This window comes from Ammonifex thiophilus, assembly GCF_003368535.1.
Taxonomy (GTDB): Bacteria; Bacillota; Desulfotomaculia; order Desulfotomaculales; family Ammonificaceae; genus Ammonifex; species Ammonifex thiophilus.
Window position 1 is genome coordinate 1 of sequence record NZ_QSLN01000005.1, and the last position, 19154, is coordinate 19154.

Here is a 19154-nt window from a genome sequence, read left to right on the forward strand (position 1 = left end):
AGATGGTGATGCCCGGGGACAATGTGCGTCTGGAGGTGGAGCTCATCACCCCCATCGCCATTGAGGAGGGCCTGCGCTTCGCCATTCGCGAGGGCGGGCGCACGGTAGGGGCCGGCGTGGTCACCGGGGTGCTAGACTAGGAAAGATGATCGAGGTGGCTTATATGGCGCGGCAAAAGATTCGCATAAGACTCAAGGCTTTCGACCACTATCTCCTCGACCAGTCGGCGCAGAAGATAGTGGAGACGGCCAAGCGTACGGGGGCGCAGGTAGCCGGTCCGGTCCCTCTTCCCACTGACCGGAGCGTTTACACCATCCTGCGCTCCCCCCACAAGGACAAAGATTCGCGGGAGCAGTTTGAAATCCGGACGCACAAGCGCCTTATTGACATACTCGACCCTACACCGAAGACCATCGAGGCGCTCATGCGCCTGGACCTGCCGGCCGGCGTGGACATAGAAATCAAGCTTTAAACGGAGGTGCTGAGTACCGATGAAGGGCATCCTAGGGAAAAAATTGGGCATGACGCAGTACTTCACGCCGGCGGGGGAGGCCATGGCGGTAACGGTAATCAAGGCTGGGCCTTGTGTGGTGGTGCAGACCAAAAACCGGGAGAAGGACGGCTACGAGGCCATACAAGTGGGTTTTGAAGAGGTTCCCGAGCACCGGGTTAATAAACCCCTGCGGGGGCACTTTGCCCGCGCCGGGCTTAAGCCCTTGCGCTATCTCCGGGAGTTCCGGGTACCTGATGCCTCGGCCTACACCGTAGGGCAGGAAATAAAGGTGGATATCTTCTCCCCCGGGGAAAAGGTGGATGTCACCGGCATAAGCAAAGGTAAAGGGTTCGCCGGGGGTATTAAGCGGCACGGATTCAGCCGGGGCCCCATGTCCCACGGCTCCAAGTATCACCGCCGCCCCGGCTCTCTGGGAGCTAAAGGTCCAGCTCGGGTTTTCAAAGGGCGGAAGCTTCCAGGGCACATGGGCATGGAGCGGGTAACGGTGCAGAACCTGGAAGTGGTGAAGGTAGACCCGGAGCGCAACCTGCTGGTGGTCAAGGGTGCGGTGCCCGGTCCTCGGGGAGGTCTCCTCATTATCAGGCAGGCGGTCAAGGCGACGCAATAAGAGGGGGAGATAACATTGCCTAAGGCGACCGTATATAACCTGGCGGGTGAGCCGGTAGGGGAGATGGAGCTCAAAGAGGAGGTCTTCGGGATCGAGCCCAACCCCTACGTGGTTCACGAAGTGGTGGTCATGCACCTGGCTAACCGCCGGCGGGGTACTCATAGCACCAAGACCCGGGGCGAGGTACGCGGAGGCGGCCGCAAGCCCTGGCGCCAGAAGGGCACGGGCAGGGCGCGTCACGGTAGCATCCGTTCCCCCATCTGGCGCAAGGGAGGCATCGTCTTCGGGCCCAAGCCCAGAGACTACGACTACACGGTGCCCAAAAAGGTGCGGCGGCTGGCCTTGAAATCGGTGTTGTCCGATAAGCTGCGGGCCGGCAACCTGGTGGTGCTGGACGAGTTGCGGCTGGAAGCACCCAAGACCAAGCTGGCAAAAGAACTGCTTTCCCGCTTTGGGGTGGAGACGGGTGCGCTCCTGGTGGGAGCCGAGCCCGATCCGGTGGTTAAGCTGGCCACTGCCAACCTGGAGGGGGTAAAGTTTTTGCCGGTGAACAACCTCAACGTTTACGACCTCCTCCGGTATCCCAAGGTCTTCATCACCAGGGAGGCCCTTGCCCGCGTGGAGGAGGTGCTCGGTTAGAGATGGATGTCCATGACGTTTTGATAAAGCCAGTGATAACTGAGAAGTCCACCGCCCTTTTGCAGCAGAACAAGTACACCTTCATCGTGCACCCGAAGGCTACCAAGACCGACATCAAGCGGGCGGTGGAGACCATTTTCAAGGTGAAGGTATTGAAGGTTAACACCATGCGGGTGAAGGGCAAGGTAAAGCGGGTAAGGCGTGCTGTGGGTAGGACGCCAGAGGTAAAGAAGGCCATAGTGACCCTGCAACCGGGTCACAAGATCGAAGTGTTCGAAGGACTCTAATTCGGAAGGAGGTGAGCAAGGATGGGCGTTAAGCGTTACAAGCCCACCTCGCCGGGCATCCGCTTCGTCACGGTATCCACCTTCGAGGAGATCACCAAGACGGAGCCCGAGCGCTCCCTGGTCAAGCCCTTGAAGAGGCGGGCGGGTCGTAACAACCAGGGAAGGATAACCGTACGCCACAAGGGCGGGGGGCACAAGCGCCTTTACCGGATAATCGACTTCAAGCGGGACAAAGACGGCATCCCGGCCAAGGTGGCGGCCATAGAGTACGACCCCAACCGCTCGGCCCGCATAGCCCTCCTGCACTACCGAGATGGGGAGAAGCGTTACATCCTGGCGCCGGAGGGCCTCAAAGTCGGGCAGGAAGTGATGTCCGGGCCCGAGGCCGACATAAAGGTAGGGAATGCTCTGCCTCTGCGCTACATACCGGTGGGTACGCTGGTGCATAACATAGAGCTCAACCCGGGCGAGGGGGGCAAGCTCGTGCGGGCGGCGGGCACGGCGGCCCAGATCCTGGCTAAAGAAGGTGATTACGCCCATATAAGGATGCCCTCGGGCGAGATAAGGCTTATACATCTCGACTGTCGGGCCACCATAGGGCAGGTAGGCAACGTGGACCACGAGAACATAGTCATCGGTAAGGCCGGGAGGGCGCGCTGGCTGGGAATAAGGCCCACGGTGCGCGGTTCGGCCATGAACCCGGTGGACCACCCCCACGGTGGCGGAGAGGGTAAGGCACCTATCGGTCTCCCTCACCCCAAGACGCCTTGGGGTAAACCTGCTCGCGGTGTGCGGACGCGCAAGGCCAAGCCGAGCGATAAATTCATCTTGAAGCGGCGCTACGAGTAAGGGGGGTGAAGGACGGCAATGGGACGTTCTCTGAAGAAGGGTCCTTACTGTGACCCTAAACTTTTGAAGAAGATCGAGAAGATGAACGCCACGGGTGAGCGCAAGGTAATCAAGACCTGGTCCCGTCGCTCCACCATTCTCCCCCAAATGGTGGGGCATACGATAGCCGTCTACGACGGCAGGAAGCACGTTCCCATTTACATCACCGAGGAGATGGTGGGGCACAAACTGGGCGAATTTGCTCCCACGCGGACCTTCCGCGGTCACGGTTCGCCCACGGAGCGCTCCACCGCGCTGAAGTAGGAGGCGGGAAGTGATGAACGGCAAAGAGGCGCGCGCCACGGCCAAGTACGTGCGCATTTCTCCCTTTAAAGCCCGCCAGGTGATCGATCTCATTCGGGGAAAACGGGTGGACGAGGCTTTCGCCATCCTCCGCTTTACCCCGCGCAAGGCGGCGCGGCTCATAGAAAAGGTCTTGCGCTCGGCGGTGGCCAACGCTGAGCACAACTACGACATGATTGCCTCGGAGTTGGTGGTACTGCGGGCTTACGTGGACGAGGGTCCCACTCTCAAGCGCTACCGGCCTCGGGCTTACGGGCGGGCCGATTTGAGGCGCAGGCGCACCAGCCACATAACCGTCGTAGTCGGCGAGAAAGGGGGGAAGTGAGTTTGGGCCAAAAAGTAGATCCGCGGGGGTTGAGGCTCGGCATCATCCGGGACTGGAACGCCAAGTGGTACGCCGAAAACAAGGACTTCGCCCATTTTCTGTTGGAAGACGTGAAGATAAGGCGGCACATTAAGCAAAAGTTTTACCACGCCGGCGTCTCCAACATCGTCATCGAGCGTATGGCCAACCGCATAAGGATCACCATCCACACGGCCCGCCCCGGCATGGTCATAGGCCGGGGAGGTGCCGAGGTGGAAAACCTGCGGCGCGAGCTGGAGGAGATGACCGGCAAGCAGGTTAGCATCAACATTGTGGAGATAAAGGTGCCCGAACTCGATGCCCAGTTGGTGGCCGAGAACATCGCTTCGCAGATCGAGCGGCGCGTGGCCTACCGCCGGGCTATGAAGCAGGCCATAGCGCGGGCCATGCGCATGGGCGCTAAGGGGATAAAGGTAGAGGTGAGCGGACGTCTGGCGGGGGCGGAAATCGCCCGTACCGAATGGCTCCGCGAGGGGAGGGTTCCGCTGCACACTCTGCGGGCCGATATAGACTACGGCTTTGCGGAAGCCATAACCACCTACGGCAAGATCGGCGTTAAGGTGTGGATCTACAAAGGCGATGTTCTGCCCCAGCGAGGGGCGCAGGTGCAAGGAGGTACCGCTTAAATGCTGCAGCCGCGCAAGGTCAAGTACAGGAAGCACCATCGCGGTCGGATGAAAGGGAAGGCGAAAGGGGCCACTACCCTGCACTTTGGCGACTACGGGCTACAGGCCTTGGAGCCTTCCTGGATCACGGCCCGGCAAATAGAGGCGGCTCGGGTGGCCATAACGCGTCACCTCCGGCGGGGAGGAAAGGTATGGATTCGCATCTTCCCCGATAAGCCGGTGACGGCCAAGCCGGCGGAAACCCGTATGGGTAGCGGCAAGGGTTCGCCGGCCTACTGGGTAGCCGTGGTGAAACCCGGGCGGATCCTCTTTGAAGTGGCCGGGGTACCGGAAGAAGTAGCACTGGAGGCGCTTCGGCTGGCTTCCCACAAACTCCCGATCGACACCCGGATCATCAAGCGGGAGGGGCTGGAAGTGGCCGAAGTGGCGGAGGTGGGTGAGGCTAATGAAGATTAAGGAGATAAGAGATCTTTCCAACGAGGAGATCGAAGAAAAGATCCGGGCTTCCAAAGAGGAGCTTTTCCGGTTGCGCTTTCAGCTGGCGACGGGGCAGCTTGACAACCCCATGCGGATAAGAGAGGTTAAGCGGCGCATAGCGCGCCTGAAGACGGTGTTGCGGGAGAGGGAGCTCAAGATCGACCGAGCGATCGGATAAGGAGGTAAGCTTGGCTTTATGCAACGGGGTCATCGCAAGGTTCGCGTGGGTCGAGTGGTAAGCGACAAGATGGATAAGACCGTCGTGGTAGCCATCGAGACCCTGGTGCGCCACAAGCTCTACCAGAAGGCCGTTCGGCGCACCAAGAAAGTCAAAGCCCACGATGAGAACAACGAGTGCCGGGTAGGGGACAAGGTGCTCATCATGGAAACGCGGCCCCTCTCCAAGGAGAAGCGCTGGCGGGTAGTGCAGATCCTGGAGCGGGGCAGGCATCTGGGCGAGGAAGTAGAGGAGCCGGCGCCGGAGGAAAACGCGTAAAAGCTTTCGGCGGAAGGAGGGAGTTCTAGTCATGATTCGGGTAAGCACCATGCTTAACGTGGCCGATAACACCGGCGCCAAAAAGATCATGTGTATAAGAGTTTTGGGAGGTTCTTCCCGCCGCTACGCCAGTCTGGGGGACATTATCGTGGCTTCGGTGAAGGAGGCCACACCGGGCGGGATAGTCAAGAAAGGGGACGTGGTCAAAGCCGTGGTGGTGCGGACCAAGAAGGAGGTAAGGCGCCCCGACGGCTCCTACATCAAATTTGACGAGAACGCGGCGGTCATCATCCGGGATGACAAGAGCCCCCGGGGCACGCGGATATTCGGGCCGGTGGCACGGGAGCTCAGGGAAAAGGAGTTTATGAAGATCATCTCCCTGGCTCCGGAAGTGCTTTAAGGAGGCTTGGCAGATGAAAGGAAAGGTGCACGTCAAAAAGGGAGACACCGTGCTGGTTCTCACCGGTAAAGACGCCGGGAAAAAGGGGAAGGTGCTACGAGTCATACCCGAAGAGCAGCGGGTAATCGTGGAAAAGGTCAATATAGTTAAGCGCCACATGCGGCCCACGCGCCAGTTTCCCCAGGGGGGCATCATCGAGAAGGAGGCGCCCATTCATGCCTCCAACGTTATGCTGGTTTGCCCCAAGTGCAGCCGCCCTACACGGATAGGACACCGGATCTTGCCGGAGGGGAAAAAGAGCCGGGTCTGCAAGAAGTGTGGGGAACTCATCGATTAGAGGACGCGGCGGGAAGAAGGGAGGAAGTTCACTGTGGCCTACGTACCGCGATTGAAGAAGAAGTACCAAGAGGAAGTCGTACCGGCCCTTATGGAAAAGTTTGGCTACAAGAACGTGATGGAGGTTCCCAAGCTCATCAAGATCGTCATCAATATGGGGCTAGGCGAGGCGGTGCAGAACCCCAAGGTGATTGACGCGGCGGTAGAGGATCTCAAGGCTATAACCGGGCAGATGCCGCTCATAACCCGAGCCAAGCGCTCCATCGCCGGATTCAAGCTGCGGGCGGGAATGCCCATCGGGGCCAAGGTCACCTTGCGGGGGCACCGCATGTACGACTTCCTTGACAAGCTCATAAACGTGGTTTTGCCCCGGGTGCGCGACTTCCGGGGAGTTTCCCCCCGCTCTTTCGACGGACGGGGGAACTACACTTTGGGGCTTAAGGAGCAAATCATCTTCCCGGAGATCGACTACGACAAAGTAGACAAAATAAGGGGCATGGACATAACCATAGTTACTTCGGCGGAGACCGATGAAGAAGCGCGGGAACTCTTGCGCCTTTTGGGCATGCCTTTCCGGGCGGCCTGAAAGAAAGGAGGGTGGCTTCTTGGCACGCAAAGCTTTGGTAGTGAAGGCGCAACGCCCGCCCAAGTTCAAGGTGCGGGCTTATAACCGTTGCAAGCTTTGCGGCCGTCCCCGGGCTTACATGCGGAAGTTCGGCGTGTGCCGTCTCTGCTTCCGCAAGCTCTGCTATGAGGGCGCGATACCGGGGATCCGCAAGGCGAGTTGGTAAGGAAAGGAGGTAAGCTTTGGCCGTGGTAATGACCGATCCCATAGCCGATTTCCTGACGCGTATAAGGAACGCCAATATGGTCTACCACAGCACGGTGGAAATCCCGGCTTCCAAGATAAAGATCGCCCTGGCCTCCATCCTCAAGGAGGAGGGTTTCATCAAAGATTACGAGGTCATCGAGGACGGCAAGCAGGGCATCATCCGCATCTACCTAAAGTACGGTCCCAACCGGGAGCGGGTGATAACCGGGCTCAAGCGCATCTCCAAGCCGGGACGGCGGGTCTACGTGCGGAAGGACCAGATCCCCCGAGTCCTGGGGGGGTTAGGGATTGCCATCCTTTCCACCTCTAAGGGGATCATGACCGATAAGCAAGCCCGCAAGCTGGGCGTGGGCGGCGAAGTGATTTGCTACGTATGGTAAACTTTGAGGAGGAGGCTTTATGTCGCGGATTGGTAAAAAACCAGTTCCCATTCCGGAAGGAGTAGAAGTGGTTATCGAAGGCAACCGCGTGGCGGTCAAGGGTCCTAAGGGAAGGCTGGAGCGGGAGTTCCCGGAGGGGGTGTGGATAGAAAAGCAGGACCGGCAACTGGTGGTGCACCGCCGCTCCGACGAACCCCGCGACAAGGCCCTCCACGGGCTCAGCCGCACGCTCCTCAACAACATGATCCTGGGAGTTACCCAGGGGTGGAGCCGCTCCCTGGAGATAGTGGGCGTGGGTTACCGCGCTGCCAAGCAGGGCAACAAGTTAGTCTTAAGCGTGGGTTACTCGCATCCGGTGGAGATCGAGCCGCCGCCGGGAATCGAAATCGAGGTCCCTGCCCCTAACAAGATCGTGGTAAAGGGCCTGGACAAGGAACAGGTGGGCCAGCTGGCCGCCAAGATCCGCAGCATACGCAAGCCGGAGCCCTATAAGGGTAAGGGGATCCGGTACGAAGGAGAAGTCGTACGCCACAAGGCGGGTAAGACCGCCGGTAAGGGCAAGAAGTAAGGGGGGAATAGGGACGTGCCGAAGCAGGTGAACCGGAGAGAGCAACGAGAAAAGAGACGCCTGCGGGTGCGCAAGAAGATCCACGGCACGGCCGAGCGCCCGCGGCTTAACGTCTTCCGGAGCTTGAAGCACATCTACGCTCAGATAATCGATGACGATCGGGGAGTGACGCTGGTGTCCGCTTCCTCCCTGTCCCCTGAATTGCGGGGCAAGATCAACGGCGGCAACGTGGAGGGAGCGGCGGCGGTAGGTAGGCTCTTGGCGGAAAAGGCTCGGGCCAAAGGGATAACCAAAGTGGTCTTCGATCGCGCCGGCTACAAGTACCATGGGCGCGTGAAGGCGCTGGCCGAGGCGGCGCGCGAGGGCGGCTTGGAATTTTAGTCGGAAGGAGGGAAGGTAGTGGCCCAGCAAGAAATAGATGCCAGCAAGCTGGAACTTACGGAAAGGGTAGTCTCCATCAGGCGTTGCGCCAAGGTGGTCAAGGGAGGAAGGCGCTTTACTTTCTCCGTGCTGGTGATTGTAGGTGACGGGCAGGGGCACGTGGGCGCGGGCCTGGGCAAAGCGGCGGAAGTGCCGGAGGCCATTCGCAAGGGGATCGAGGACGCCAAGAAAAACCTCATAAAGGTACCCATAGTGGGTACCACTATCCCCCACGAGGTGATAGGGCATTACGGCGCCGGCAAGGTGCTCTTGAAGCCCGCTGCGCCCGGAACCGGTGTCATCGCCGGTGGCGCGGTGCGGGCTATCCTGGAGCTGGCAGGTATCAAGGACATCCTCACCAAGTCGCTAGGATCGAACAACCCGCACAACGTGACCCGCGCCACTTTTGACGCCCTGATGAAGCTTAAGGATCCGGCCCAGGTAGCCCGGCTGCGGGGGGTCAAGATCGATTACCGTTGGGCTAGCTCTGGGAGGGAGTAACCGATGGCTAAGCTTTGGCGGATAACCCTCAAGCGAAGCTACATAGGCGCCAACGAAAAGCAGCGGGCCACCTTAAAGGCCCTGGGCCTGCGCCGTCTGCACCAGACGGTGGAGAAGGAGGCCACCCCTGCGGTTAAGGGAATGGTGGAGGCGGTACGGCACTTGGTGGAGGTCGAAGAGGTTTGAGAAAGGGGGGAAAGGGAGAGATGCTCGATCTTTCTTCGCTACGCCCGGCGCCGGGTTCGCGGCGGGAGCCGGTGCGCAAAGGGCGCGGCATAGGCTCGGGCTTAGGCAAGACGGCGGGTAGGGGCCAGAAGGGGCAGAAGGCGCGCTCCGGCGGCGGTGTGCGTCCCGGCTTTGAAGGAGGGCAGATGCCCCTGGTGCGCCGCATGCCCAAGCGTGGCTTCCGGAACCCCTTCCGCCAGGAATTCGTGGTGGTGAACGTGGAAAAGCTTAACCGCTTCCCCGACGGTACGGTGGTCACCTCGGAGCTTTTGCGCGAGGCGGGCCTGGTGAAGAAGCGGGGACCGGTGAAGATTCTGGGTAGCGGCGAGCTCAAGCGGTCGCTTACCGTGCGGGTGGAGGCCGTGAGCAAGGGAGCGGCGGCCAAGATAGAAGCCGCCGGGGGCAAGATTGAGGTGGAGGCTACATGCTAAACAATCTCAGGGTAGCCGCGGGGCTTAAGGAGTTAAGGAGCCGTCTACTTTATACCCTGGCCTTACTCCTGGTCTTCCGGCTGGGGGCGCATATCCCTGTGCCCGGAGTCAACCCCCAGGAAGTGGCCAGGCTCATAGAGTCGGGGTTGATCTTCGGCTTCTTCGACGTCATCTCCGGCGGAGCTTTCAAAAGCTTCTCGATCTTTGCCATGAGCATAGTGCCCTACATCAACTCCTCCATCATCATGCAGCTGCTGACGGTGGTCATACCCCGCCTGGAGCAGCTGGCCAAGGAGGGTGAGGAGGGCAGAAGGAAGATCATCGAGTACACCCGCTACGGCACGGTGATCCTGGCCTTCATCCAGGCGCTGGGGATGACCGCATACCTGCGCCACGCCCTGCTTCACCCCGGCCTGGGGAGTTACCTGGTGGTGGCGGTAAGCCTCACCGCCGGCACCGTGTTCCTCATGTGGCTGGGGGAGCAGATAACGGAGAAGGGAATCGGCAACGGTATCTCCCTTTTGATCTTTGCCGGAATCGTCTCCCGCATCCCGGCCGGAGGAGCGCGACTTATAAGCTACCTACAGGCGGGCACCATCAGCTGGTTTAACATCTTGGCGCTAATGTTCATCGGTGCCCTGGTGATTGCCGGGATCGTAGCCATGAATGAGGCGCAGCGCCGCATCCCTGTGCAGTACCCTAAGAGGATTGTGGGGCGTCGGGTTTATGGTGGCCAGAGCACCCACCTTCCCCTTAGAATAAATATGGCGGGAGTTATCCCGGTAATCTTCGCCTCCTCGCTCCTCTTCCTCCCGGAGCAGGTGGCGAGCTGGTTTAGGGGTAAGAGCGCGGTGGCCGACTGGTTCTTCCATGTCTTCCATTGGGGTTCTTTCTGGCACACGCTCATTTACGCCCTTCTTATCATAGGCTTTACCTACTTCTATACGGCGGTGATTATGAACCCTCTGGATATAGCGGATAACCTCAAAAAGTACGGGGGCTTTATTCCCGGTATCCGTCCGGGGCGCCCCACGGCGGAGTACATAAGTCGGGTGATGTCCCGGATAACCCTGGTAGGCGCGGTTTTTCTGGCTCTTATTGCCATTTTACCGAACTTCGTGCTCCTCATAACCCGCATCCCCAACGTCTATTTCGGGGGCACGGCGCTTCTGATCGTGGTGGGCGTGGCGCTGGAGACGATGAAGCAACTGGAGGCCCACCTCTTGATGCGAAGCTACCAGGGCTTTATAAAATAAGAAGCGGTGACAGAAGCAGATGATACACCGTAAGTCGGAGCGCGAACTCCAATACATGCGGGAGGCGGGGCGCATCGTAGCCCTAACCCTGCAGGAGCTGGAAAAAGCCATAAGGCCAGGAGTAACCACCAAGGAACTCGACAGCCTGGCGGAGGAATTTATCCGCCGCCAGGGAGCAAGGCCTGCTTTTAAAGGGCTTTACGGCTTTCCCGCTAGCATCTGCACCTCGATAAACGAAGAAGTGGTGCACGGCATTCCCGGCCCTCGCCGGTTGCGCGAAGGGGACATAATCAGCATTGACGTGGGTACTGAGGTGGAGGGCTACCATGGCGATGGCGCTTGGACCTTTCCGGTAGGGGAAATAAGCGAGGAAGCGGCTCGCTTGCTAGAAGTTACCCGGGAGGCCCTCTACCGAGGGATAGAGAAGGCGGTGGCGGGCAACCGCTTGACCGATATCTCCTATGCCATTCAGACCTACGTGGAAAGCCACGGCTTTTCTGTGGTCAGAGATTTCGTAGGGCACGGTATAGGCAGACGGATGCACGAAGAACCCCAAGTGCCCAACTTTGGGCCCCCGGGTCGAGGGCCAAGGCTAGAGGAGGGGATGACCCTGGCCATCGAGCCTATGGTCAATGCCGGCACCTACGAGGTGGAGGTGCTACCAGATAACTGGACGGTGGTGACCAAGGACCGCCGTCTTTCCGCCCACTTTGAGCACACCATCGCCGTACGTAAGACGCGGGCGGAGATTCTCACCCGCCCTTAAGGCTGTGGAGGTGGCAGGGGTGGCAGCGAGCGATAACTGTGGTATAGAACTGGGACGGCTGGTTAGTTCCAAAGCCGGCCGTGACCGGGGTCGCTACTACCTGATCTACGAGGTTTTATCCGACCGCTTCGTGCGGGTGGTGGATGGGCGGATACGGCGGATAGAAAATCCTAAGCCGAAAAACATCAAGCACCTTTGCTTTCACCCTAAAGTAGCAGAGGAAGTTGCGGCGAAGTTGAGGCAGGGGGAGCGCGTCACCAACGCGGAGATAAGGGAGGCTTTGGAGCGCCTTATCTCCAGTCCTGAAGGGGGAGCTTAGGAGGCCAAAAGGAGGTTTGTATGTCGAAGCAGGACGTTATCGAAGTAGAGGGCACGGTAATCGAGCCCCTACCGAACGCTATGTTCCGGGTCGAGTTGGCCAACGGGCATAAGGTCCTGGCGCACGTCTCCGGGAAGATCAGGATGCACTTCATCCGCATCCTGCCCGGGGACCGGGTGCTGGTAGAGCTTTCCCCTTACGACTTGACCCGGGGGCGCATCGTCTACCGCTTTAAGTAAAGGCGTGCGCCGGAAAAGGAGGTTTTCTTTCCTACCAGGCGGTAGGGAAGGAGAGGCTTGTTTTGTTTGGAAACGGAAGGGGGTTTTGAAGATGAAGGTTAGGCCTTCGGTCAAGGTGATCTGCGAGAAGTGCAAGATCATCCGGCGAAAGGGCAAGGTCATGGTTATCTGTGTCAACCCCAAGCACAAGCAGCGGCAAGGGTAAAAAGGAGGTGACGAAGCTTGGCGCGCATAGCAGGAGTAGACCTTCCCAAGGACAAGCGGGTAGAGATAGCCCTCACCTACATTTACGGCATAGGTCGGTCTTCGGCCAAGAAGATCCTAGAGAAGACCGGGGTCAACCCCGATACGCGGGTTAAGGACCTCACGGAGGACGAAATAGCTCGCATCCGGGAAGTGATCGATAAGGAGTACAAGGTGGAGGGCGACCTGCGCCGGGAGATAGCGATGAATATCCGGCGGCTCATTGATATCAGGTGCTACCGGGGTATTCGCCACATAAGGGGCTTGCCCGTACGTGGTCAGCGCACTCGCACCAATGCTCGTACCCGCAAAGGGCCGCGGCGTACGGTGGGCGTTAAAAGGAAAAAGTTAAGTAAGGAGGAAAGAGAAACTTTATGGCACGCAGGACACGGGCCAAGAAGAAAGAGCGGCGCATAGTGGAAAAGGCGGTGGCACATATCAAGTCCACCTTCAACAATACCATTGTTACCATTACTGACCCCCAGGGAAATACTATTGCCTGGGCCAGCGGAGGTACGGTGGGCTTCCAGGGGACGCGTAAGGGTACTCCTTTCGCGGCTCAGCTGGCAGCCGAGCGTGCGGCCAAAGAGGCTATGGAGCACGGTGTGCGGGAAGTGGCGGTGCTGGTTAAAGGGCCAGGTTCGGGCCGTGAGGCGGCCATTCGTTCCTTGCAGGCAGCGGGGTTGCAGGTAAGCCTTATCAAGGACGTGACCCCGGTGCCGCACAACGGTTGCCGTCCGCCCAAGCGCCGCCGGGTGTAAGACGAAGAGGAGGTGAAAGGGAGTCATGGCACGCTATACGGGACCGAGATGCCGGCTTTGTCGCCGGGAAGGAATAAAGCTTTACCTCAAGGGCGATCGCTGCTACACGAACAAGTGCGCGCTGGAACGCCGTAACTATCCTCCTGGGCAGCACGGACGGGTGCGCCGGAAGATGACGGAGTACGCCATGCAGCTGCGGGAGAAGCAGAAGGCGAAGCGTATCTACGGCGTGCTGGAGGCCCAGTTCCGCAATTATTTTGCCCAGGCGGAGCGGCAAAAAGGCCTGACGGGAGAAAACTTGCTACGCTTGCTGGAGCGGCGGCTGGATAACGTAGTCTACCGTTTGGGCATGGCGGCCTCGCGGGCGGAAGCACGGCAACTTGTCCGGCACGGGCACATCCTGGTGAACGGGCGGCGGGTAGACATTCCTTCTTATCTGGTCGAGATTGGGGACAAAATTTCTTTTGACCCCCGGTCCAAGGAGTCGCCCCGGATCCAGGAGCTCATAGAGCGCGCGGCCCAGAACAATCCTCCGCCCTGGTTGCGCTACGATCCCAACGAAGCGGTAGGAGAAGTGCTGGCCTTCCCAACCCGAGATCAGATAGACGTACCGGTGAAGGAGCACCTGATCGTGGAGCTCTATTCCCGCTAACGGAAGCTTTACTTTTAAAGGGGGCTTCGTATGCTCGGGATTGAAAAACCGAGGGTTTTGGTCGACTCCCTGGCGCCGAGCGGTGATTACGGTCGGTTCGTGATAGAACCCTTGGTCCGTGGCTACGGGATAACGCTGGGCAACGCCTTGCGTAGGGTACTTCTCTCTTCCATACCTGGAGCAGCCGTGACCATGGTCAAGATCGAAGGGGTGCTACACGAATTCTCCACCCTGCCCGGTGTGCGGGAGGATGTGGTAGAAATTATTCTCAACCTGCGGGGCTTGAAGATAAGGATGCACACCGATGAGGAGCGGATACTCCGCATCGAGGCCGCCGGGGAGAGAGAAGTGCGAGCCCGCGACATCATCGCCGATGCGGACGTGGAGATCCTCAACCCTGACCACTACATCGCCACCCTGGCGCCCGAAGGCCGGCTCTTCATGGAAATGACGGTACGGCGCGGTCGGGGCTATGTGCCAGCGGATCGGCAGCGTTACGACCACGTTATCGGGGCCATACCGGTCGATGCCGACTTCAGTCCGGTAAAAAAAGTGAACTACCGGGTGGAGAGCGCCTGGGTGGGGCAAAACGCCGATTACGATCGACTTATACTAGAGGTGTGGACCAACGGTTGCGTGCGCCCGGAGGAGGCGGTGAGTTTAGCCGCCCGCATCCTTTGCGAGCATTTCCAGCTGTTGACCGGGTTAAGTACCAGCACCGGGCACCTGGAAAAGATCATGGTGGAGAAGGAAGAGGACAACAAGAACCGCTTGCTGGAGATGCCCATAGAGGAGCTCGATCTTTCCGTGCGCTCTTACAACTGCCTTAAGCGGGCAGGGATAAACACCATTTTGGACCTCACCCAGCGCACAGAAGAAGAGATGATGAAAGTGAGGAACTTGGGTAAGAAGTCGCTGGAAGAGGTTAAGCAGAAGCTGGCTGAGTTGGGGCTTTCTCTAAAGCCGAGCAGCGAGGAGGGAGGGAAATAAGCAATGGGCGGTTACCGTAAGCTGGGGGTGAAATCGGGGCACCGGCAGGCGCTGCTGCGCAATCTGGTGACCTCGCTTTTCCGGGAAGGCAGGATAACCACCACAGCTCCCCGGGCCAAAGAACTGCGCTCGCTGGCGGATCGGCTGGTAACCCTCGCTAAGCGAGGGGATCTGACGGCGCGCCGCCAGGCGCTGCGCTACATCTACGATGAAGAAGTGGTGCGCAAGCTCTTCAACCAGATAGCTCCCCGTTATGCCGACCGCTCCGGCGGCTACACCAGGATACTGCGGCTGGAGCACCGGCGGGGGGATGCGGCCGAGTTAGTGTTGGTGGAGCTGGTGTGAGCGCAAGGCACGTAGCCTTAAAATTGGCCTACGATGGCACCGCTTTTTCCGGCTTTCAGCGTCAGCCCGGGCTCCGGACCGTGCAAGGGGTTCTGGAAGAGGCCCTGGCTCGCCTCACTAAAGAAGCGTGCCCGGTCAAGGGGGCAGGGCGCACCGATGCGGGAGTACATGCGGAGGGGCAGGTAGTTTCCTTCCGGACCATTAGCAGCATCCCCACTTCCCGCCTAGTGCCGGCTCTGAACGGTCTCCTGCCACCGGATGTGGCGGTACTGGCGGCGGCCGAGGTGCCGGAACAGTTCCACCCCCGTTACGACGCGGTAAGCAAGGTCTACCGCTATACTTTTTTCCGGCGGGCAGTGCGCTGCCCGCTAACGCGCTTCTACGCCTTGCACGTTCCCGAGCCTTTAGACGTGGAGCGCATGCGCGAAGCCGCCGCTTACCTGGTGGGAAGGCACGATTTCCGCGCCTTCCAAAATACGGGCCGACCGGTTACCTCCAGCGTGCGCACGGTATTTTCCTGCCGCTTAGAGGAGGCTGGCCCCTTTCTTTACCTCTGGATAGAGGCGGATGGCTTTCTTTACCAGATGGTGCGCATCATAGCCGGAACGCTACTGGAGATCGGGAAGGGGAGGTTTAGCTCCGAAGTAGTTAAAAGGGCGCTGGTGGAGGGGCGGCGGGAGCTTCTAGGCCCCACGGCTCCTCCGCACGGGCTCTGCTTGATGCGGGTTAGATATCCCCGAGACCCTTTCGGAGAGGATGATGCTCCGTGCCGGTAAAAGTGGTTTGCGAAAATCGCCGGGCACGGCACGAATACCACATAATGGAAACGTATGAGGCCGGGATGGTGCTGCAGGGGACGGAAGTGAAAGCTCTGCGGGCCGGACGGGCCAGCTTGCAGGACAGCTTTGCCCGGGTGGAAAACGGTGAGGTCTGGCTTTACAACATGCACATAAGCCCTTATGAGCAGGGGAACCGCTACAATCACGACCCCAAGCGCCCCCGGAAGCTCCTCTTACACAAGAGAGAGATTATGTATCTCTGGGGGCGCACCCGGGAAAAAGGCTTGACGCTCATCCCCCTGCGGTGCTATTTTAAAGATGGTAAGGCGAAGGTAGAGCTTGCCCTGGCAAAGGGCAAAAAGCTTTACGATCGGCGGGCCGACCTGGCCGAACGAGCTGCCCGCCGGGAAATGGAAAGGGCGCTTAAAAGGCGGATATAAGCGGGGGCGACGGGTTTCGACGGGGGATTGGTTACAGGAGAAGCGAGCCGGGGAAGCCACTAACCCCGTAAAACAAAGTGGCGAAAAAATAAACGCCAACAACGAGCGCGTAGCTCTGGCCGCGTAAGCGAGCCGGCCAGCGTCTCTAGCTCGGCCCGCCCGCGGCTGGGTTAGGGGCGGAAAAGGAAGCGGGCTGCCCGCAGGAACGTGCCTCCCGTTCCGGCGGAAAAAATAAGGAGGCTGGCTACCAGGTTAGCCGGGCTGCGGGCGACCGGGTAGCGAGAAAAAAGCGCAGCCTGCGCTCGGAGAAGCTCCTGTGGTCGGTCTCTCGGACGAGGGTTCGATTCCCTCCGCCTCCACCAAAGAGGTATTTATCCCCGGAGGTGCATTCCTTCCGGGGTTAACTTTTTTCTGGGGAAGAAGAGGTTTTTAGCCAATTCCTGGCGAATACTAAACCTTGAGGGGTGAAGCTGCTTGCGCCTTGGCGTGGCCCAGATTTTCATAGCCGACACCTTGGCGGAGAACGAGGTCTCCGTCCTCCGGATGGCCGAGTTGGCAGCCCGGCGGGGAGTAAAGCTTCTAGCCTTTCCGGAGATGAGTCTTACGGGCTATCATCCGCAGACCCTTGCTAAGCCGGGCTTTGAGACGGAGCTCGACCGAAGCTTGACCCGCCTTGCCCGCCGGGCGAGGGAGCTAGGCCTGGGACTCATCGTGGGTCGGGCCGAGTTGGTAGGAAAAAGACTTTTCAACGCGGCCACCGTCCTTTTGCCGGACGGAACCTCTCACACCTACCGCAAGATCAATTTAACGGAGCAGGAGGCCCCCTACTTCACTCCCGGCGATAAACCTCTGGTTTTCACCTTTCAGGATTACAAATTCGGGGTGATCATCTGCCGGGATCAAAACTATCCCGAACTGGCCCGGCAGCTCCGCCGAGAAGGGGCTGATGCGCTTTTCATCCTGGCGGCCCATTTCTACCCGCCCAAGGAGGCGCGCTGGAAGCTTCCCAAAAACCGTGCCCTGCCCATTGCCCGGGCGGTGGAGAACGGTTTTTACGTCTTGCTGGCTAACGCGGTGGGAAGCCATCTGGGCTTGGTAAGCTTGGGGAACAGCTTGATTGCCGACCCCGACGGCTGCCTCGTGGCTCTGGCCGACGAGGTAAGTGAAGTGCTTCTTACTTGCGATTTGCCCAAGAAAGCTTGAAGGAGGAGTACCTGCATGCGCCAGAAACTGGTCATTTTGTTAAGCTGCCTTTTGCTTTTGAGTCTGCTTGCGGGTTGTTTTAAAGCAAGCAAGGTGCCGGGGCCCTCGGCGCCCGCACCGGAGGAAAGGCCCAAAGTGGAGGCTCCGCAGCCTCCTTCCGTGGAACCCTCTCGCAAGGTAACCCTTTATTTTGCCGACAAGGAGGCCCGGTACTTGATCCCGGAGGAGCGGGAGGTTAAAGTAGGAAGACAGCCTCTGGAGCGCGTGGTGGTGGAGGAACTTCTTAGAGGGCCCGCCAGCCCCGAACTCTGTCCTACGATACCTAAGGGTACCCGACTTCTCTCCTTGGAAGTTAAAGATGGGATCGCCTATGTCGATTTCTCGCGCGAGTTTAAACTCAACCATCCTGGAGGGTCTGCGGCAGAGATCATGACCCTGTATTCGGTGGTGGATTCCTTGGCCCACCTGGGCACGGTTAAAAGGGTGCAGTTTTTGCTGGAGGGACAAAAGAAAGATTCGATTCTGGGACACCTAGATACTTCGCTTCCTCTGGAGCCCGACTGGAACCTGGTTAAAAAAGAGGGCGGAACCCGCTAGGGGCTCCGCCCTTAAATTTTTCCTACTTGACTTCTACCAGCTTTTCCCGCACACACTCGTACTTGCCGTCCTTCTTGACCACCTTCCAGATCTCGAAGTATCCGCCTACCCGATCTCCTCCCTGGTCGAAGGTTATGTTGCCGCTCACGCCCGGATAGTTCTGCCCTATCTTGAGAAGGGCCTCCCTAATCTTGTCGGCGTCATCGCTGCCCGCCTGGGCGTAGGCCTTGGCCAACAAATTCACCGCATCATAAACAGTGTCGCAGAATACCTCCGGTTCGGAGTTAAACTTGGCCTTGTAGGCCTGGCGGAATTTCTCGTAAGCCTGGTTTTCCGGCGAAGCGGGGCGGGTGCCAGTCATGGTCTTGGCCATAAACTCGGCCGCAGCGGGGTTCTCGAACATACCCGAGCCGTAAACCCCGTCGCACCCGATCCACTTCATCTTATCCAGGCCCAGGCTCAGCGCCTGCTGGTAGATGATGCGCCCGTCCTCGTTGTAGCCCACGTGGGCTACGGCATCGGGGTTGAGGGCTTTGATCTGGGTAAGCTCGCTGCGGTAATCCTTCTTCTTGGGATCGTACTTGATGAAGGCCAGTACCTGAGCCTTGCCCTCCAGGGCTTTCTTTATCTCCTCACCCAGCCCTATGCCGTAGGTGTTGTCCATGGCCAGTATCACTACCTTCTTGGCTCCCTGGTCGAGAGCGATCTGAGCCATGAGCTTACCCTGGTAGATGTCGCTGGGGCAGGTGCGGAAGAGATACTTGCGCCACGGCTGCCCGGTGAGCTCCGGCGCGGTGGCGGAAGGAGAAATCATTATCACCTTGCGCTCAGCCAGGAAGGGCCCCATCGTCTTGGCAGCGGAGGAGCTCATGCCGCCTATGAGAAGTTTTACCCCGTTGACTTCTACCAGCTTTTTGGCCGCGTTAAGCGCCGTAACCGAATCGGTGGCGTCATCTTCCAGATAAAGCTTTATTTTCTTCCCGTTGATCCCTCCCTGAGCGTTGATCTCGTCCACCGCCAGCCGAACGGCATCGGCCATTTTCCTGCCCATGGGGCCGAGTTGGCCGCTCATGGAAAGGATGCAACCTAGCTTCACTTCCCCTGCCGGGGCTTTCTCTTGTGTGGCGGGCTTCTGACCACAACCGGCCATGCTCAAAAGCAGGCTGAAGGCTGCCAGCAGCCCTAGGAACCGAAGAAATCCTTTCCGAAAGTGCATGCTGGACGCCTCCCTCCTTTCCAAGGATGTAGCTCATTTTCTGTTTCCTTGCCT

At 59.1% G+C, this 19154-nt stretch carries 36 protein-coding genes, 1 other RNA gene and 1 pseudogene; 37 read left to right on the forward strand and 1 reads right to left on the reverse strand.

Annotated elements, in window-relative coordinates; all coding sequences use genetic code 11:
* From DXX99_RS05050 to DXX99_RS05230, 37 genes and pseudogenes are all read left to right on the forward strand, one after another.
* A partial coding sequence (locus tag DXX99_RS05050) for an EF-Tu C-terminal domain-related protein (RefSeq protein WP_476692342.1) occupies positions 1-140 on the forward strand: 140 nt, incomplete at its 5' end.
* 23 nt (positions 141-163) lie between these two features.
* The gene (gene rpsJ, locus DXX99_RS05055; RefSeq protein ID WP_015739497.1) at positions 164-472 is read left to right on the forward strand and encodes a 30S ribosomal protein S10; all 309 of its coding nucleotides are present in this window, start codon (positions 164-166) and stop codon (positions 470-472) included.
* 19 nt (positions 473-491) lie between these two features.
* A complete protein-coding gene (rplC, locus tag DXX99_RS05060) occupies positions 492-1121 on the forward strand; it encodes a 50S ribosomal protein L3 (RefSeq protein ID WP_115792432.1) in 630 nt (209 codons plus the stop codon).
* A gap of 15 nt (positions 1122-1136) precedes the next feature.
* Positions 1137-1760, forward strand: a complete 624-nt coding sequence (rplD, locus tag DXX99_RS05065; protein ID WP_115792433.1) for a 50S ribosomal protein L4 — start codon at positions 1137-1139, stop codon at positions 1758-1760.
* A gap of 2 nt (positions 1761-1762) precedes the next feature.
* On the forward strand, positions 1763-2047 hold the full coding sequence (gene rplW, locus DXX99_RS05070; protein ID WP_015739494.1) for a 50S ribosomal protein L23: 285 nt from the start codon (positions 1763-1765) through the stop codon (positions 2045-2047).
* Positions 2048-2068: 21 nt separating this feature from the next.
* Entirely contained in the window at positions 2069-2896 is an 828-nt protein-coding gene (rplB, locus tag DXX99_RS05075) for a 50S ribosomal protein L2 (protein ID WP_015739493.1), read from the forward strand.
* Positions 2897-2914: 18 nt separating this feature from the next.
* Positions 2915-3199 carry a 30S ribosomal protein S19 gene (rpsS, locus tag DXX99_RS05080; protein WP_115792434.1) on the forward strand — a complete coding sequence of 95 codons (285 nt, stop codon included), beginning with the start codon at positions 2915-2917 and terminating at the stop codon, positions 3197-3199.
* Positions 3200-3212: 13 nt separating this feature from the next.
* Entirely contained in the window at positions 3213-3563 is a 351-nt protein-coding gene (rplV, locus tag DXX99_RS05085) for a 50S ribosomal protein L22 (protein ID WP_115792435.1), read from the forward strand.
* Positions 3564-3565: 2 nt separating this feature from the next.
* Positions 3566-4228 carry a 30S ribosomal protein S3 gene (gene rpsC / locus DXX99_RS05090; protein ID WP_115792436.1) on the forward strand — a complete coding sequence of 221 codons (663 nt, stop codon included), beginning with the start codon at positions 3566-3568 and terminating at the stop codon, positions 4226-4228.
* Entirely contained in the window at positions 4229-4684 is a 456-nt protein-coding gene (rplP, locus tag DXX99_RS05095; RefSeq protein ID WP_115792437.1) for a 50S ribosomal protein L16, read from the forward strand.
* A complete protein-coding gene (rpmC, locus tag DXX99_RS05100; RefSeq protein ID WP_115792438.1) occupies positions 4674-4883 on the forward strand; it encodes a 50S ribosomal protein L29 in 210 nt (69 codons plus the stop codon). Before rplP ends, rpmC begins: the two co-directional genes overlap by 11 nt.
* A gap of 18 nt (positions 4884-4901) precedes the next feature.
* Complete coding sequence (rpsQ, locus tag DXX99_RS05105) at positions 4902-5201, forward strand: 30S ribosomal protein S17 (RefSeq protein WP_015739487.1); 300 nt, start codon at positions 4902-4904, stop codon at positions 5199-5201.
* Between the two features lie 31 nt (positions 5202-5232).
* On the forward strand, positions 5233-5601 hold the full coding sequence (rplN, locus tag DXX99_RS05110) for a 50S ribosomal protein L14 (protein ID WP_015739486.1): 369 nt from the start codon (positions 5233-5235) through the stop codon (positions 5599-5601).
* 13 nt (positions 5602-5614) lie between these two features.
* Entirely contained in the window at positions 5615-5938 is a 324-nt protein-coding gene (gene rplX / locus DXX99_RS05115; RefSeq protein ID WP_115792439.1) for a 50S ribosomal protein L24, read from the forward strand.
* 33 nt (positions 5939-5971) lie between these two features.
* Positions 5972-6523 carry a 50S ribosomal protein L5 gene (rplE, locus tag DXX99_RS05120; RefSeq protein WP_115792440.1) on the forward strand — a complete coding sequence of 184 codons (552 nt, stop codon included), beginning with the start codon at positions 5972-5974 and terminating at the stop codon, positions 6521-6523.
* Between the two features lie 19 nt (positions 6524-6542).
* The gene (locus DXX99_RS05125) at positions 6543-6728 is read left to right on the forward strand and encodes a type Z 30S ribosomal protein S14 (RefSeq protein ID WP_015739483.1); all 186 of its coding nucleotides are present in this window, start codon (positions 6543-6545) and stop codon (positions 6726-6728) included.
* 22 nt (positions 6729-6750) lie between these two features.
* Positions 6751-7149 carry a 30S ribosomal protein S8 gene (gene rpsH, locus DXX99_RS05130; protein WP_041459163.1) on the forward strand — a complete coding sequence of 133 codons (399 nt, stop codon included), beginning with the start codon at positions 6751-6753 and terminating at the stop codon, positions 7147-7149.
* 19 nt (positions 7150-7168) lie between these two features.
* Positions 7169-7717 carry a 50S ribosomal protein L6 gene (gene rplF / locus DXX99_RS05135; RefSeq protein WP_115792441.1) on the forward strand — a complete coding sequence of 183 codons (549 nt, stop codon included), beginning with the start codon at positions 7169-7171 and terminating at the stop codon, positions 7715-7717.
* A gap of 15 nt (positions 7718-7732) precedes the next feature.
* Complete coding sequence (gene rplR, locus DXX99_RS05140; protein WP_015739480.1) at positions 7733-8098, forward strand: 50S ribosomal protein L18; 366 nt, start codon at positions 7733-7735, stop codon at positions 8096-8098.
* An 18-nt stretch (positions 8099-8116) separates the two neighbouring features.
* On the forward strand, positions 8117-8638 hold the full coding sequence (rpsE, locus tag DXX99_RS05145) for a 30S ribosomal protein S5 (protein WP_015739479.1): 522 nt from the start codon (positions 8117-8119) through the stop codon (positions 8636-8638).
* Between the two features lie 3 nt (positions 8639-8641).
* Positions 8642-8824 carry a 50S ribosomal protein L30 gene (rpmD, locus tag DXX99_RS05150; protein WP_115792442.1) on the forward strand — a complete coding sequence of 61 codons (183 nt, stop codon included), beginning with the start codon at positions 8642-8644 and terminating at the stop codon, positions 8822-8824.
* Positions 8825-8844: 20 nt separating this feature from the next.
* Complete coding sequence (rplO, locus tag DXX99_RS05155) at positions 8845-9294, forward strand: 50S ribosomal protein L15 (protein WP_115792521.1); 450 nt, start codon at positions 8845-8847, stop codon at positions 9292-9294.
* Positions 9288-10550, forward strand: a complete 1263-nt coding sequence (gene secY / locus DXX99_RS05160; RefSeq protein ID WP_115792443.1) for a preprotein translocase subunit SecY — start codon at positions 9288-9290, stop codon at positions 10548-10550. Before rplO ends, secY begins: the two co-directional genes overlap by 7 nt.
* A 19-nt stretch (positions 10551-10569) precedes the next feature.
* Positions 10570-11316, forward strand: coding sequence for a type I methionyl aminopeptidase (gene map / locus DXX99_RS05165; protein WP_115792444.1), 747 nt, complete (start codon positions 10570-10572; stop codon positions 11314-11316).
* Positions 11317-11335: 19 nt separating this feature from the next.
* Positions 11336-11635, forward strand: a complete 300-nt coding sequence (locus tag DXX99_RS05170; protein WP_115792445.1) for a KOW domain-containing RNA-binding protein — start codon at positions 11336-11338, stop codon at positions 11633-11635.
* A 20-nt stretch (positions 11636-11655) separates the two neighbouring features.
* Positions 11656-11874: a translation initiation factor IF-1 gene (infA, locus tag DXX99_RS05175; RefSeq protein ID WP_015739473.1), complete on the forward strand. Its 219-nt coding sequence runs from the start codon at positions 11656-11658 to the stop codon at positions 11872-11874.
* Between the two features lie 91 nt (positions 11875-11965).
* Positions 11966-12079, forward strand: a complete 114-nt coding sequence (gene rpmJ / locus DXX99_RS05180; RefSeq protein ID WP_015739472.1) for a 50S ribosomal protein L36 — start codon at positions 11966-11968, stop codon at positions 12077-12079.
* Between the two features lie 17 nt (positions 12080-12096).
* Positions 12097-12465: pseudogene (gene rpsM / locus DXX99_RS05185) on the forward strand (30S ribosomal protein S13); the annotation flags it as partial.
* A gap of 26 nt (positions 12466-12491) precedes the next feature.
* Positions 12492-12878 (forward strand): 30S ribosomal protein S11, encoded by a 387-nt coding sequence (gene rpsK, locus DXX99_RS05190; protein ID WP_115792447.1) that lies wholly within the window; start codon positions 12492-12494, stop codon positions 12876-12878.
* Between the two features lie 25 nt (positions 12879-12903).
* A complete protein-coding gene (rpsD, locus tag DXX99_RS05195) occupies positions 12904-13530 on the forward strand; it encodes a 30S ribosomal protein S4 (protein ID WP_115792448.1) in 627 nt (208 codons plus the stop codon).
* Between the two features lie 30 nt (positions 13531-13560).
* Positions 13561-14520: a DNA-directed RNA polymerase subunit alpha gene (locus tag DXX99_RS05200; protein WP_115792449.1), complete on the forward strand. Its 960-nt coding sequence runs from the start codon at positions 13561-13563 to the stop codon at positions 14518-14520.
* Between the two features lie 3 nt (positions 14521-14523).
* Positions 14524-14865 (forward strand): 50S ribosomal protein L17, encoded by a 342-nt coding sequence (gene rplQ / locus DXX99_RS05205; RefSeq protein ID WP_115792450.1) that lies wholly within the window; start codon positions 14524-14526, stop codon positions 14863-14865.
* Positions 14862-15641: a tRNA pseudouridine(38-40) synthase TruA gene (gene truA / locus DXX99_RS05210; RefSeq protein WP_115792451.1), complete on the forward strand. Its 780-nt coding sequence runs from the start codon at positions 14862-14864 to the stop codon at positions 15639-15641. The genes rplQ and truA overlap by 4 nt, the downstream gene beginning before the upstream one ends.
* Positions 15632-16084, forward strand: a complete 453-nt coding sequence (smpB, locus tag DXX99_RS05215; RefSeq protein ID WP_115792452.1) for an SsrA-binding protein SmpB — start codon at positions 15632-15634, stop codon at positions 16082-16084. The genes truA and smpB overlap by 10 nt, the downstream gene beginning before the upstream one ends.
* A gap of 2 nt (positions 16085-16086) precedes the next feature.
* Positions 16087-16446, forward strand: a transfer-messenger RNA (tmRNA) gene (gene ssrA, locus DXX99_RS05220).
* Between the two features lie 112 nt (positions 16447-16558).
* Positions 16559-17287, forward strand: a complete 729-nt coding sequence (locus DXX99_RS05225) for a carbon-nitrogen hydrolase family protein (RefSeq protein WP_115792453.1) — start codon at positions 16559-16561, stop codon at positions 17285-17287.
* A gap of 15 nt (positions 17288-17302) precedes the next feature.
* Entirely contained in the window at positions 17303-17884 is a 582-nt protein-coding gene (locus DXX99_RS05230) for a GerMN domain-containing protein (protein WP_115792454.1), read from the forward strand.
* Positions 17885-17906: 22 nt separating this feature from the next.
* On the opposite strand, the gene DXX99_RS05235 is transcribed toward DXX99_RS05230, so the two are convergent.
* Positions 17907-19100 carry an ABC transporter substrate-binding protein gene (locus DXX99_RS05235; protein WP_115792455.1) on the reverse strand — a complete coding sequence of 398 codons (1194 nt, stop codon included), beginning with the start codon at positions 19098-19100 and terminating at the stop codon, positions 17907-17909.
* Positions 19101-19154: the final 54 nt, after the last annotated feature.